Raw genomic sequence first — 13,035 nt, 5'->3', positions numbered from 1 at the left:
CCCATATCATTTATACTTTTCTACATATTCCATAAACTTCCGGCCCCGTTCTTCAAACGTCCGGAACTGATCCCAGCTTGCACAGGCAGGAGAGAGCAGCAGCACATCCCCGCTTTCGGAAAGCTGAAAGCTTGTATCTACAGCATCTTCCAAAAATTCTGTGCGGTGGATTTCATTTACCCCTGCTTCCTGAGCAGATGCCGCCAGTTTGTCCCGCGTCTCGCCGTAAGCAACGAGGGCTTTGATTTTCCGAAAAGACTCAATCAAATCATCGAAGGTGTTTCCACGGTCAAGTCCTCCGGCCAAAAGCACCACCGGCTCTTCAAAAGCTTCGATCGCCTTTTGGGTGGAGAGCATGTTTGTCGCTTTTGAATCGTTGTAAATTTTGCGCCCGTTCACAATTCCGCTGAATTGAAGCCGGTGCTCGATGCCGTGGAAGTCGGATAATGCCAAATCGATGGCTTTGTTGGATGCGCCAAGTACTTTAGCTGCAGCAATCGCTGCCAGCATATTTTCCTTGTTATGCGCTCCGGGAAGAGAAGCACGCTCCACAGCCATCACCGGCTCTGTTTTATAATAAAACATGCCTTCCTTAATATAGGCGCCGTCTTCGCAGACAGACTCTGTGGAAAATGGCACAAGTGCGGCGTCTGAGCTTTCAGCAATTCGTTTTACCTCTTTTTGATCATAATTGTAGACGGCAGTATCTTCTGCGGTCATGTTTTGAAAAAGCTTTGCTTTTGAGTGCTCGTAGTCGTTCCGCGAGCCATGGTAATCCAGATGGGCATCGAAGAGGTTTAACAGCACCCCAACCTTCGGGCGGAACTGGCGTGTCCCTTTCAACTGAAAGCTCGAAACCTCTGTAACCATGATCTGGTCTTTTTTAATCTGAGGAGCTACTTCACATGCCACATTTCCAATATTACCAGCTACAGCGGCTTCTCTGTGGTCATTTTTGAAAATAGACTGTATCAATGAGGTAGTGGTGGTCTTACCGTTCGAGCCGGTGATAGCCATCATCGTCCCTTCACACAGTTCTGCGGCAAGCTCAATTTCCGTAATAATATTAAATTGTTTTTCCAGGGCTTTTTTGATAAAAGGATGGTGGTAGGGAATACCCGGATTTTTAACAATGACCGAAAACGATTCTTCGAGCAGGGAGACCGGATGGCTTCCTGTAATCAGCCGAATGCCGAGATTCTCAAGCTCCTGAATCTTTTCGTCTCCTTCTTCCGCTTCCGTTCCGTCATTCACGGTCACCTCCGCTCCAGAACGGTGCATCAGCTTCGCTGCCGCTAATCCACTTTTAGCCAAACCTACGATAAGTACTTTTTTTCCTTTATATTCTTCTAAGCGATCCATTATAAAAACACCTCTAATGCGACCCCGGACAGTCCGGCGGCGGCTCCTACCACCCAAAAAGCAGCAACGACCTGCCACTCCGACCAGCCTGACAGTTCAAAATGGTGATGAACCGGGCTCATTTTAAATACTTTTTTCCCTCTTAATTTGTAAGAAATCACCTGAATAATGACGCTCAGCGTCTCCAAAACAAATACGAGGCCAATCACAATCAACGTCAGTTCGGTTTTCGTTAAAATAGCTACAGCAGCAATTGCGCCCCCGAGCGCCAGGGAGCCCGTATCTCCCATGAAAATCTTGGCCGGGTATTTATTGAAGATTAAAAAGCCGAGCAGGCTGCCCACCACCGCAAAAGCAAACAGCCCGATGTCCATATACCCGAGCGAAAAAGCGACCAGGGCATAAGCGGCAAACGCCATTGTTCCCGTACCGGCGAGCAGTCCATCCAGGCCGTCCGTCAAATTCACCGCATTGGAAGCGCCGACGAGCATAACAATGATAAGAAAGAAATACGCCCATCCGAATTCGAGTGACCATTCCGTTCCCGGCACAGCTACACTCGTGTCAAATGTGCCATTATACAAAACAATAAAAAAGATAAATGCAATAACAATCTGGCCAATCAGCTTCTGGATACTCGTAAGACCGAGATTTCGTTTCATGGCAATTTTAATGAAATCGTCCAAAAACCCAAGTATTCCGAAGCCTACTGTTACAAGCAGGAGCAGCCATATTTCCGTTGTGTAGCCGACAAAAAGCGGCAGTACGATGAGAGCAGTAATCAAAAGGCCGGCAATAATCATTACGCCCCCCATTGTTGGCGTACCGCCTTTTTTCTGATGCGATTCCGGCCCCGTTTCCCGGATACTCTGGCCAAATTTCAGCCGTTTCAAGGCTGGAATAAGAACCGGTGCTGAAATCGCACATAGAATAAATGAAACTATCGTTACTATTAAAGCTGCAAAACCCATCAAGGGAGCTCCTTTCAGTATGAAACACTAAGCCTGTTTATTATTTTTTTTCCTGACCGCCTCTTTTGCCACTTCGCGGTCATCGAATTCCAACGTTTGATCCCCTATTATCTGGTACGTCTCGTGGCCTTTGCCTGCAACAAGTACTGTGTCCCCGGCATCTGCAAGAAATACGGCACGCTCAATCGCCGTCCGGCGGTCCTCAATAATTTCGTATTTTGTCCCAGTAAAACCTGCTTCCATCTGCTCCAATATTTTGACCGGGTCTTCCGAGCGCGGGTTGTCGGAGGTGAGAATCACCAGATCACTGAACTTTTCTGCTGCAGCTGCCATTTTCGGCCTTTTTTCCTTGTCTCTGTCTCCGCCGCATCCTACCACGGTGTAGAGACGTCCTTCGGTCATATCAAAGGCTGTTTGAGCTACATTTTCCAGCCCGCCTGGAGTATGGGCGTAATCAACGACAATGGTGCTTTTCTGCCCTGCTTCTACAGCTTCAAATCTGCCGCTTACGACCGGAGCATTTTTTAGACCGTCAACGATGCTTGTGACAGAAACGTTTTCTGCAATGCAGGCCGTAATGGCTGCGAGCGCATTGTATACATTGAACCTTCCAAGCAGCGGATACTCCACCTCCGTGCTTCCCCAGGGAGTATTCAGCGTAAACGATGTTTTGCCGCCGGTGGTTTTTATGTTTTCAGCATAGATGTCGTTATGGTCACTGATCCCATAAGTAAGTACCGGGGCTGTCGTTACAGCCTGAAAGTAATCGGAGGCTTCGTCGTCTCCATTTAAAACCGCAGTGCCCAGCTCTCCTGCAAAGCTGTTGCCCAGCTGGGAAAACAGGAGGCTTTTAGCGTTCCTGTAGCTTTCCATCGATCCATGATAGTCCAGATGATCCTGTGAAAGGTTCGTAAAGACTGCTGTACGGAACTGGACGCCCCGTACGCGCCCCATCTGCAGTGCGTGAGACGAAACCTCCATCACACAGCTTTTCACTTCTTTATCCCGCATATCCGCAAACAGCTGCTGCAGCTCCAGGGATTCAGGCGTTGTGTTATTAGTCTTTACGGATTCATTTCCGATTTTTGCATACATAGTGCCGATTAAGCCTGTCTTTGCCTGCTCTTCGTGCAGGATAGATTCAACTAAATGGCTGGTGGTGGTTTTACCATTTGTACCGGTAATACCGATTATGCGAACATCCTTTGTGGGATGTTCGTAGAAATGATCCGCTGCGTAGGCCATTACCTTCTGCGTATCCTTCACGATCCACACAGGAGCTTCAACGTCCACGTGCCGTTCGGCTATCACAGCCGCCGCTCCGTTGCTTACTGCGTCGGCGGCAAAATCATGGCCGTCTACCTGGGTTCCTTCAATACAAAAAAACAGACCATTTGGGGTCACTCCCCTGGAATCCATATGTAAGCTTTCTATTTCTTTGTCTTCGCGCTCAAGCCGCACCATTATACTTGGAATGATGTCTGTTATATATTTCATTTCCGTGCCTCTTTTCTATCCGGAGCAAGTGTTTACCACTAATTATAGAAAAAATATGCTTCGTCCTTCCCGGCTGTCTTTTAATGAACATGCACGCAGAGAACTATATTCACTCTCTGCGTACACCTCACTCATTCTAATGTGAACGATAAAACATGTCATGGGACAATCGTCATTAATTTTCTACCGGCGCTTCACTTTCTTCTGGCTGCTCTTCGCCAGAGCTTTCCTGGGTATCATTTTCCTGGGGTTCAGATTCCTCTGTTTCGGCCTCTTCCGGACGCTCTTCCCCATTTTCATTTTCCGCGCTATTTTCTTCCGGTTCCTCCTGCTCTGCCTGAGTGTCCTGCAATTCGTCCGGTGCCACCAGCTCGACTTCCATATTGCCGGCAGCACTGACGGCTGTGCCGGGATCTACCGACTGGGAGCTGACATAGCCGGAGCCACTGGTGTCTATATCGATTTCAAGCAGCGCCTCGAGCCGCTGGATTTCCCGCAGGGACCATCCGCTGACGTCAGGAATACTTTTTTGTCCGTTCGTGAGGAAAATTACTTTTTCACCTACGATCAGCCGTTCCGTATTTGTAGGAATCTGACTTTCCACCTGATTGCCGCTGCCAATTTTCACTGGCTCCAGCCCCGCATTCTTAGCAGCATTTTCAGCTTTATTCACTGATTTTCCGGTATAGTCTTCAAACTTAATACCCGACTCTTCATAGGCTTCTGTATCCTCAACATCTGAAGGCGTAAGATTCATGTATGAAAGGCTCTGCTGCATCACCGGATTAAAAATAGCGCTCACAGCATCGGAGCCTGTTTCTGTCGGCTCAAGCTCCGGCCGGTCCACGACAACGTAGACAATAATTTCCGGGTCATCCACCGGCGCCATGCCGATGAAAGAAAAGATATTCTGGTTTTCTCCGCTCAGATAGCCTCCCCCCTCCGGGTCAGAGATCTGAGCCGTTCCTGTTTTCCCTGCAACTTCCACACCGTCAATCTGATAAGGAGCGCCTGTGCCGTTTTCTCCTTCAATAACGGTTTGAAGCTTTTCTCTTGTCTGGCGGGCGGCTTTCTTACTAATCGGCGTTCCGGCCGACTTCGGCTCGGATTGGTACGTCGTTTCATTGTTATTCGGATTTTCAATACGGTCGATGACGTAAGGCTGCATCATTTCTCCGTCATTGGCAATCGCCGTAGCTCCCTGAATCATTTGAATAGGGGTGACCGTGGAAGCCTGGCCAAACGCGGTTATACCTACGTTTAACGGCGTTTCTTCTGCTAACGCCCCGTCCGCTTCATTCGGGAGATCAATACCGGTTTCCTGTCCGAACCCGAATTTCTCCAGGTAATCAAATAAAGCTCCTTCCGGCAGGATTTCCAGAGCTATTCTCATAAATGCTACGTTTGAGGAACGACGGAGGCCTTCATTGTACGTGATTTCTCCCCAGCCTTCTCCGTTGTTGTGGTCCCGGATCGTTTCCCCGGAGACCTCATAGGTGCCGGACTCATAAGTATCTTTGCCTTCATATACGCCTTCGTCGATCGCAGCAGCCAGAGTAAACATTTTAATCGTCGACCCGGGTTCAAACTGGTCGGAAACCGCATAGTTGGTATAGTTTTCAATTTCTTCATATTCATTCGGATTGAAGCTCGGCCGGTTGCTCATTCCGAGAATTTCCCCGCTGTCTGCGTCAGCCACAATACCCATCATTTTGTTCGGGCTGTAGCTTTCTTCCACCTCAGACATCGACTGCTCAAGCACGCTCTGAATATTGCCGTCCAGGGTCAGATAAACGTCTTCACCGTCTTTGGCTGTGTTTGTTGTTGTTTCTTCTTCATCAAGAAGAGCGTTTTCTTCAGATTCTGTTTTTGTCCCGTCTTCGCCGGTTAATTCTTCATTCAAACCGGCTTCGAGTCCCATCTGTGCTTCTGACATGTCCCGGTTCGTGTAGCCAAGCACATGGCTTGCAAACGTCTGGTTCGGGTAATAGCGGCTCGGCTCCTCTCGAAAATGGATGCCTGCCAGATCAAGCTGTTCGATTTCTTCTCTTTCAGACAGCGTTAAGTATTTGCTGCCGGAACCGAGTTCCACCTGGTACTGGTCACGTTCGAGCATGTCCTCGAGGTCTGCCGCTTCCATTCCGATCAGCGGTCCAAGCTCTCTTGCTACCCTGCCCGGGTTTTTCACATGGTCATCGTAGGATTCATCAAGTACTGCATACACAGAATAGGAAGGCACCTGTTCTGCCAGCGGCTCTCCCTGCTTATCGTAAATAGTGCCCCGTTTTGCCTCAACGGTTTCGGTCGACGTATACCTTGAGTCTGCCATACTTGCAAGGTCATTGCCCTCTACTGATTTCCCTACCTGGATATACACCATGCGGCCGGTGAAAACGAGAAAAAAAACAGCTACAGCAATAACCAATAAAAGCGCCCGTACTTTCGTACTTTTCAATTTCTTCATGCTGAGAACGTTCACCACCTGGATTTTTACATGTAACGGGGCGTAGGTTAACTTGCAAGAAGGGAGCAGTACTACCGCGTTTCCACGGATTCCCCTCCCTTCTGCATCAGTTCTGTTCTGTTCCGTTTACGACTTGAATATTTTCATCCTTCATCTCCATACCCAGTTCATTTTTCGCGTAGTCCATGATACGCTCCGGTGAACTAAGTTCAGCCACCTGCAGCTCAAGGTTTTGATTCACCTGCTGCTGCTCCTGAATCTGTGTGGCAGTCTGGTCTATTTGCTGGTCCTGGGCGTGTATCGTAGCAAAGTTCGAAACGATGAAAAAGGATGCGATTAAAATCCCTATTATGACGGCCGTCATAATCAGTTTTTCACCCTTAGTAATACCACCACGAACATGGTACTGGACTTTTTTATGTACTATTTGCTTGTCTTCCTGCTGGCGTTTAATCTGCTGTGCCAAATTCTCCATTATTGTTTCCCCTCCTCGCGTTTTTCGATGATTCGAAGCTTCGCGGAAGCCGCCCTTGGATTTTGCGTCAGTTCATCTTCTGATGGCAGGATCGGTTTCTTTGTCACCAGGTTAAAATCTGGTTCTGCTTCATCGGGCACGACCGGGAGTCCCTTCGGAAGCGGAGGTGGAGAACTTTTCTGTTTAAACAACTTTTTACAAATTCTGTCTTCTAACGAATGAAATGTTATTACGCACAATCTTCCGCCCGGCGCTAACATTGTCAGCGCATCGTCGAGCGCTTCTTTGAACACATCAAGTTCATTATTTACAGCAATTCGCAAAGCCTGAAAAGTCCGCTTCGCCGGATGCCCGCCTTTTCTCCTGGCCGGTGCAGGTATTGCACTTTTGATGATTTCCACTAGTTCTTCCGTCGTTTCAATACGGTGGTCTTCACGCGCTTTTTCGATTTTTCTGGCAATCTGCTTTGAAAAACGTTCTTCCCCGTATTCCGAAAGAATCTGCCAGATTTCCTGAAAAGGTGCTTCATTGACGATGTGTGCTGCTGTACGATCCTGCCGGTGCCTGTCCATCCTCATATCAAGAGGAGCATTGTAGCGGTAGCTGAATCCTCTTTCCGGACGATCAAACTGCGGCGATGAAACTCCAAGATCGAATAATATCCCGTTTATCTGCCCGGCTTGAAGCTCAAGCAGTTCTTCCTTTAAAAACTGGAAATTGCTATGTACGATCCTGAAATTTTCTCCATGAGCGCCAAGCCGCTGCTGGGCATGCTCAATCGCTTCCTCATCCTGGTCAAAGGCAATTAAAAAACCTTCAGCAGACAGCTGTTTCATAATTTCTTCACTGTGTCCGCCGCCGCCGAGGGTACAATCAACATACACACCGTGCGGCTGAATGTTTAGTCCCTGGACTGCTGCTTCCTTCAATACGGTTTCATGCTCAAATTGTGGCGGCACTTCTATTCCTCCGGCAAAAATGTGTTTGATGCTGCTTTAAAAATCCAAATCGGCCATGTTCTCTGCAATATCCGGAAATACTTCTTCTGATTCTGCGTAATATTCGTCCCATTTGTGTTTATCCCATATTTCTACTCGGCTGCTTACCCCGATGATCATACATTCTTTTTTTAATTCTGCATATTGGCGGAGGGTGGTAGGAATCATCGAACGTCCCTGCTTATCAAGTTCACATTCAGATGCTCCTGAAAAGAAAAAACGGGTGAATGCCCTTGCGTCTTTTTTTGTGAAAGGCAAAGCTTTTAATTTGGTTTCAATTCGTTCCCATTCGTCATACGGATAAACAAACAAGCATCCATCCAGACCACGGGTAACGACGAAAGAATCTCCCAACTTCTCCCGAAAACGGGATGGTATAATAATTCTTCCTTTGTCGTCCATATTATGTTGATATTCTCCCATAAACATATGGACCCAACCTTTCACCACTCCATACATTTAAGTTACCACATTCCCCCACTTTGTACCACTTTTTCCGGAAAATTTTTTTGACAACTTGAATTGTAATATTAAGTGCAACACATAAAAAATAAAAAACACCCATGGTATCCCAGTGTAAAATGAAAGTACCACCAAACACTCACACGGAGGGATACCATGAGCTACTCTCATCTTACCATGATCGAACGTGGGCAACTAGAGGCTCTAACGAGCCTCGGCTGGTCCATTCGGCGGATCGCAGTTTTCCTGGGTCGTCATCCATCGACCATTTCCCGGGAACGCCGGCGACAGGCATCTTCCGATACGTATCAGGCCGCCCAGGCGCAGGAGGCTTATCATCAGCGGCGACAGGCCTGCGGGCGGAAAGGCAAAGCCACGCCCGAGTTGCTTCAGGCTATCAGCCGTCATCTTCACGCCACCTGGTCGCCTGAACAAATTGCCCGGTACGCCCCGAAGATAACGGTGGGATGCCGGACCATCTATCGATGGCTGTATCAGGAACTGTTGGCTCAAGGAGATCTGCGCTGCCTCCGCCAAAAAGGCAAACGGAAGAAAGCGCGGGAGACCAGAGGCCGCTTTACGGTCGGCCGGCGCATCGACGAACGTCCTGCCGTTGTAGACACCCGGGAAACCTTCGGACACTGGGAAATGGATACGATCGTGTCCTCTCGTGGTAAAAGCAAAGGCTGCCTGGTGACGCTCACCGAACGCAAGAGCCGGTACCTGTTGGCTGTCCGGATGCCGGACCGGCGGTCCGGGACTGTGGCTGCCACCGTGGAAACGCTAATGGAGAAGTACCCCCGTGGGGTCTTTGAAAGCATGACCGTGGATCGGGGCAAGGAGTTTGCCTGCTTTCCCACACTGGAAGCTCGGGGCGTGCCCGTGTACTTTGCCGATCCCTATGCTGCCTGGCAACGGGGAACCAATGAAAATACCAACGGTCTTCTCCGGGAATTTTTCCCGAAGGGCATGGATTTGGCTCGTCTGACCCAACAGGAAGTGGACTACGTGACCGGGCTGATTCACCGCCGTCCCAGAAATTGTTTACATGGGAAAACCACGGAAGAAGTGTTTCAAGAAGAAGTGTTGCACTTAAATTGACAATCTAAGACAAAAAAAACTTCCCGCTATTTCGGGAAGCTTTCAGCCGGATATCGTATAAATCAGCACGAAGATGCTACAGTAATATAATGTTCTGCCGGCCGCTTTTCCACTCTGTTCCAGCTAAAACCTGTGATGGAAGACAACCGCCGAATTCATTCAGCATAAACAAAATGTTCACCTGCCGTTCCGCCGGCTCCCGGCGCGGGTAGAGCTGACCGATAATCAATTCGAGCCGCCGTACGTGAACCTGAACGGTACGCTCCTGTTCCGCATCCAGCCGGTCGCCTAGATAACGGACTTCTTTTTCAATCCTCCGCCAGTTCTCTTCTGCAAAACTTTCCTGTGAAGGAAACTGCCGAATCCATGCGTCAGCAAGAGCGGCATGCGCTTCTTTCATTTCTTCCATTACCTGTTCCGCTTTGGCTTTGCCATCCACTTCAAGGGCAGCATGTTTCACCTTCTGAAGCCTTTGTTCGAGTGCCGGCAAATTCAGCAGCTCCCTGAAGGGAATATGTTCTTTTTCAGCTGCCTGCTGTACCTGCCGGGTGGCATAATGTATTTCCATGCGCTTTTGTACAATCGGCACCCGCAAACCCAATGCTTCAAACAATGGCTTTAAAAGAGACCAGTACTGTATTTCCCCCGGGCCTGCCACGAAATGAAGAATCGGAAGCATCTGCTCCTGCATCAGCGGCCGGGTCACTACATCAGTACTGAAACGAAAGGGGGCGTGTACTGCTTCTTCCAGTAATTCCCCCGTTTCGATTGTTTCTCCTGATCTCCGGCTCCGCCAGGCCCCGTCTTTATATTCAAGCAGGTGCCGCACATGATTTATATGAAAAAACAAGTGGCCGCTGTCAAAATTAATGCCTTCGACAGCTCCGTATCCCGCTGCCGCCCTTTCAGCTGAGCCCTGGTAAACAGCTTCATTTATTTTTTCCGGTACAGAGAGCAGGCTTTGAAACAATGGCGCTCCCAATTCTCTCCATTCCGGCTGCTGCGGGTCCATCATGATGAGATCCGTATCTTTAAACAGCCAGCGCATCATTTCTGCGAAAAACTGGGACCAGGATGCTGAACCACGCACCAGTTCATTCACTTCGTTTCTTAATTCATTTGTAAGCGAAGTCTCCCGGAGCTTTGAAAAGGCCTCTTCCACAAATGCTTGCGCTTCCTCTGGATCAAACGGCTGTTCCGAGACAGGTACATTCGGCAGAAAATTACCCTCAAATCTTGTTTTGCCGAGATGTCCTTCGACCGGAAAATTGACATGGTTTACTTCCTCCCAGTCATGGTCCTCGCCCGCGATCCAAAACAAAGGAAGCACTGGACGCTCCAGCCTCTTTTGCTCTTGCTCTGCCAGCTTAATTACCGATACAGCCTTGGATATAACCATAGACGGACCGGTAAGCATCCCGGCCTGCTGGCCGCCGGCTACAATGACGGTTTCTTCGTTTTCAAGTTTTTCGAGGGCTGTAACCGCCCTTCCCCCGTAGTGCAGGCTGTCATTATACTTCTGCAGAAGCTGCTTTAAACGCTGGCGTTCAAAAGACCGGCCGTCTAAATAACGAAGCCGGTCCTGCACCCCCTGTGTATTTCCAGCGTAATGAAAGAGCTGCCTGGCACTGGGTTGTCCTTTTTGATAGTCATGCAAAAAATGATTGTTATCTATTGGTTGATCGTACAGCACTTTCATATCAAACTACCATCCTTTATGCCTTGCTCCGTTCTATGCCGTGAACTGCAGATACACCCAGTATCCGGCTAACAGGACATACCCTGCCGTAAATATAAAAAAGCTGCATCTCCATATGCCCTTCAGCACCCGAAAAAATTCCAACTCCTCCCGGGAATGATAATGAATGATGGATATCACTACGGCACTGGCCAGAATCACTAAATAAATAACCCACAGGTAGGATTCGTTCCACAGATCACTTGACCATCTGTGCACCGAAGCGATGAACAACAATGTAGTGGAATCACAGGCAGCCCGGAAGGCGTATGTTTTTCTTTTCGTTAATTTTGCCGTGACCAGATAGGCTATGTACCAAAAAGCCGGCGGAAAGGCCAGAGCTGCTTCCATTAACCATCCATATATCTGCTGTAGCATATTTGTCACTTTCCCTCATCCAGTTTGCTCGCATTTTCTTAACTCTATCACATTAAACATCAATATTATTGATGAATTTTAGATGTCTCAAGCATTTTAGCATATCTCTACTCTCCGGACTAGTAGCATTGGACGATCAGGGACACCGACTTTTCACTTTTCGATTTAAAACGTTTTCGTGTATAATGAAGTTGGAAGTTATTAGTGAAGGAGGCCAATCGCATGAGCGGAATAGAAGTTGTACCATTACTCATAAACTACAAGACATTAGAAGAATTTCAAAACTTTAAAGAAGTTGGCGCTCAGGAGCTTTCCATGCAGGAAGAGCTCGAAGAAAACATTATGGAAAACGACAGCCGTTCTCCATTTTACGGCATTTATTTTGGAGACCGGCTGGTTGCACGTATGTGTTTATATACAATTACCGGCAAATACGACCGCTTCTTTGACCCTCCCCAGGACTACCTTGAGCTTTGGAAACTCGAAGTACTCGAGCCTTACCGGGGACGCGGTTTTGGAGAGGAGCTTGTCAACTATGCAAAAAGCTTTGAACTGCCGGTGAAAACAAACGCACGTCAGCGTTCGGATGATTTCTGGCTAAAAATGGGCTTTGAACCCGCAGAATACAACCCGGTCAGAGATCGTGGTGAAAATCCATACGTATGGTATCCAAAAGGGGTACAGCCGCAAAAAGCAGAAGAATTAACTGCCGAACCACCTCTTTCCGATACTGAGTCGTAGTATCCGATTCCTCAGTGCTTATATAAAAAAAGCAGGACGCCGTCTCCGGCTCCCTGCTTTTTTTATTACTTTTCTACAACTGTTTCGCCTTTGTAAGAACCGCAATTTCTGCACACGCGGTGAGATAGTTTCTGCTCTCCACATTGTTCACATTCTACCATACCTGGTACTGCTACTTTATGATGAGCTCTGCGCATACGTTTACGGGTCTTAGAAGTACGTCTAAAAGGTACTGCCATGATTCCCACCTCCTTATAAGATAAAGATTATTTCAACCAGTGAATGATTTTGGATCAGCTGGAGCCTTTATCGAAATACTTCGATAAATCAGCCATTCTCGGATCAACTTTAGGAGCTTCCTGCTCCCGTTCCTTTATTAATTCATCCTCCGAGATTACCCGCCAGTTATCTCCGCTCTGAGGAGCAAGCGGCTCACCGTCCCCCTCTTTCGCGAAGACTCTGAACGGCATTTCAAGGAAAATGTTTTCTTTAATATATGGGAGAAGATCGACAAAACCATCTTCTGGCTCGTGTTCATTAATGTTTTCTTCGTCCGCCGGCATTCCATCCAGCCGAAATGCTTCAAACATTTCCACATCAAACGGATGATGGACGTCCGCGAGCGTGCGCGCACATGGAAGTATCATCGTTCCTGTTAACCGCAGGTGTACTTGAAAGGTTTCTTCAACGATTGTCCCTTCGCCCTGCACATGCACAGCACTAATATCCCGTAACTCTTTATCGCGTTCAATCATCTCTGAAACATCTGCTTCATCTTCGATGTTAAACGACTGTTCGTGCTTCTTTGAAAGTAACTGCTGGATACCCCATTTCATCGGATCCACCTC

General features: G+C 48.1%; 13 protein-coding genes. 2 read left to right on the top strand and 11 right to left on the bottom strand.

What is annotated here, in order from left to right:
- Positions 1 to 6: 6 nt before the first annotated feature.
- The 7 genes from murD to mraZ form a co-directional block, all read right to left on the bottom strand.
- Positions 7 to 1,362, bottom strand: a complete 1,356-nt coding sequence (gene murD / locus ACTRXG_RS05155; protein ID WP_474260380.1) for a UDP-N-acetylmuramoyl-L-alanine--D-glutamate ligase — start codon at positions 1,360 to 1,362, stop codon at positions 7 to 9.
- Positions 1,362 to 2,333 (bottom strand): phospho-N-acetylmuramoyl-pentapeptide-transferase, encoded by a 972-nt coding sequence (mraY, locus tag ACTRXG_RS05150; RefSeq protein ID WP_474260378.1) that lies wholly within the window; start codon positions 2,331 to 2,333, stop codon positions 1,362 to 1,364. Before mraY ends, murD begins: the two co-directional genes overlap by 1 nt.
- Positions 2,334 to 2,360: 27 nt before the next feature.
- The gene (locus ACTRXG_RS05145) at positions 2,361 to 3,830 is read right to left on the bottom strand and encodes a UDP-N-acetylmuramoyl-L-alanyl-D-glutamate--2,6-diaminopimelate ligase (protein WP_474260376.1); all 1,470 of its coding nucleotides are present in this window, start codon (positions 3,828 to 3,830) and stop codon (positions 2,361 to 2,363) included.
- Positions 3,831 to 4,005: 175 nt separating this feature from the next.
- Positions 4,006 to 6,294: a penicillin-binding protein gene (locus ACTRXG_RS05140; RefSeq protein WP_474284240.1), complete on the bottom strand. Its 2,289-nt coding sequence runs from the start codon at positions 6,292 to 6,294 to the stop codon at positions 4,006 to 4,008.
- A gap of 106 nt (positions 6,295 to 6,400) precedes the next feature.
- A complete protein-coding gene (gene ftsL, locus ACTRXG_RS05135; RefSeq protein ID WP_022792690.1) occupies positions 6,401 to 6,769 on the bottom strand; it encodes a cell division protein FtsL in 369 nt (122 codons plus the stop codon).
- Positions 6,769 to 7,728, bottom strand: coding sequence for a 16S rRNA (cytosine(1402)-N(4))-methyltransferase RsmH (gene rsmH, locus ACTRXG_RS05130; RefSeq protein WP_474284239.1), 960 nt, complete (start codon positions 7,726 to 7,728; stop codon positions 6,769 to 6,771). The genes ftsL and rsmH overlap by 1 nt, the downstream gene beginning before the upstream one ends.
- A 36-nt stretch (positions 7,729 to 7,764) precedes the next feature.
- Positions 7,765 to 8,196 carry a division/cell wall cluster transcriptional repressor MraZ gene (gene mraZ / locus ACTRXG_RS05125; RefSeq protein WP_022792688.1) on the bottom strand — a complete coding sequence of 144 codons (432 nt, stop codon included), beginning with the start codon at positions 8,194 to 8,196 and terminating at the stop codon, positions 7,765 to 7,767.
- Between the two features lie 189 nt (positions 8,197 to 8,385).
- Here mraZ and ACTRXG_RS05120 point away from each other — a divergent pair, with 189 nt between their 5' ends.
- Positions 8,386 to 9,330, top strand: coding sequence for an IS30 family transposase (locus tag ACTRXG_RS05120; protein ID WP_474284238.1), 945 nt, complete (start codon positions 8,386 to 8,388; stop codon positions 9,328 to 9,330).
- Between the two features lie 76 nt (positions 9,331 to 9,406).
- Here the strand turns inward: ACTRXG_RS05120 and bshC are convergent, their stop codons facing one another.
- Positions 9,407 to 11,029: a bacillithiol biosynthesis cysteine-adding enzyme BshC gene (gene bshC, locus ACTRXG_RS05115; RefSeq protein ID WP_474284237.1), complete on the bottom strand. Its 1,623-nt coding sequence runs from the start codon at positions 11,027 to 11,029 to the stop codon at positions 9,407 to 9,409.
- Between the two features lie 33 nt (positions 11,030 to 11,062).
- A complete protein-coding gene (locus tag ACTRXG_RS05110; protein ID WP_474260825.1) occupies positions 11,063 to 11,446 on the bottom strand; it encodes a DUF3397 domain-containing protein in 384 nt (127 codons plus the stop codon).
- Between the two features lie 222 nt (positions 11,447 to 11,668).
- Here ACTRXG_RS05110 and ACTRXG_RS05105 point away from each other — a divergent pair, with 222 nt between their 5' ends.
- Entirely contained in the window at positions 11,669 to 12,187 is a 519-nt protein-coding gene (locus ACTRXG_RS05105) for an N-acetyltransferase (RefSeq protein WP_022792685.1), read from the top strand.
- A gap of 65 nt (positions 12,188 to 12,252) precedes the next feature.
- Here ACTRXG_RS05105 and rpmF read toward each other — a convergent pair whose 3' ends face one another.
- Together rpmF and ACTRXG_RS05095 are read right to left on the bottom strand one after the other, a co-directional pair.
- Entirely contained in the window at positions 12,253 to 12,426 is a 174-nt protein-coding gene (rpmF, locus tag ACTRXG_RS05100; protein ID WP_322524592.1) for a 50S ribosomal protein L32, read from the bottom strand.
- A gap of 54 nt (positions 12,427 to 12,480) precedes the next feature.
- Positions 12,481 to 13,023 carry a YceD family protein gene (locus ACTRXG_RS05095; protein ID WP_474277239.1) on the bottom strand — a complete coding sequence of 181 codons (543 nt, stop codon included), beginning with the start codon at positions 13,021 to 13,023 and terminating at the stop codon, positions 12,481 to 12,483.
- Positions 13,024 to 13,035 lie beyond the last annotated feature (12 nt).

Source organism: Marinococcus sp. LNSP9103-4 (genome assembly GCF_056034345.1).
This window is presented reverse-complemented; position numbering and strand designations above follow the sequence as displayed.

Coding starts and splice junctions, on each gene's coding strand:
- ACTRXG_RS05120 (WP_474284238.1), top strand. CDS start 8,386: ATGAGCTACTCTCATCTTACCATGATCGAACGTGGGCAACTAGAGGCT.
- bshC (WP_474284237.1), bottom strand. CDS start 11,029: ATGAAAGTGCTGTACGATCAACCAATAGATAACAATCATTTTTTGCAT.
- ACTRXG_RS05110 (WP_474260825.1), bottom strand. CDS start 11,446: ATGCTACAGCAGATATATGGATGGTTAATGGAAGCAGCTCTGGCCTTT.
- mraZ (WP_022792688.1), bottom strand. CDS start 8,196: ATGTTTATGGGAGAATATCAACATAATATGGACGACAAAGGAAGAATT.
- ftsL (WP_022792690.1), bottom strand. CDS start 6,769: ATGGAGAATTTGGCACAGCAGATTAAACGCCAGCAGGAAGACAAGCAA.
- mraY (WP_474260378.1), bottom strand. CDS start 2,333: ATGGGTTTTGCAGCTTTAATAGTAACGATAGTTTCATTTATTCTATGT.
- ACTRXG_RS05145 (WP_474260376.1), bottom strand. CDS start 3,830: ATGAAATATATAACAGACATCATTCCAAGTATAATGGTGCGGCTTGAG.
- ACTRXG_RS05095 (WP_474277239.1), bottom strand. CDS start 13,023: ATGAAATGGGGTATCCAGCAGTTACTTTCAAAGAAGCACGAACAGTCG.
- ACTRXG_RS05140 (WP_474284240.1), bottom strand. CDS start 6,294: ATGAAGAAATTGAAAAGTACGAAAGTACGGGCGCTTTTATTGGTTATT.
- rpmF (WP_322524592.1), bottom strand. CDS start 12,426: ATGGCAGTACCTTTTAGACGTACTTCTAAGACCCGTAAACGTATGCGC.
- ACTRXG_RS05105 (WP_022792685.1), top strand. CDS start 11,669: ATGAGCGGAATAGAAGTTGTACCATTACTCATAAACTACAAGACATTA.
- murD (WP_474260380.1), bottom strand. CDS start 1,362: ATGGATCGCTTAGAAGAATATAAAGGAAAAAAAGTACTTATCGTAGGT.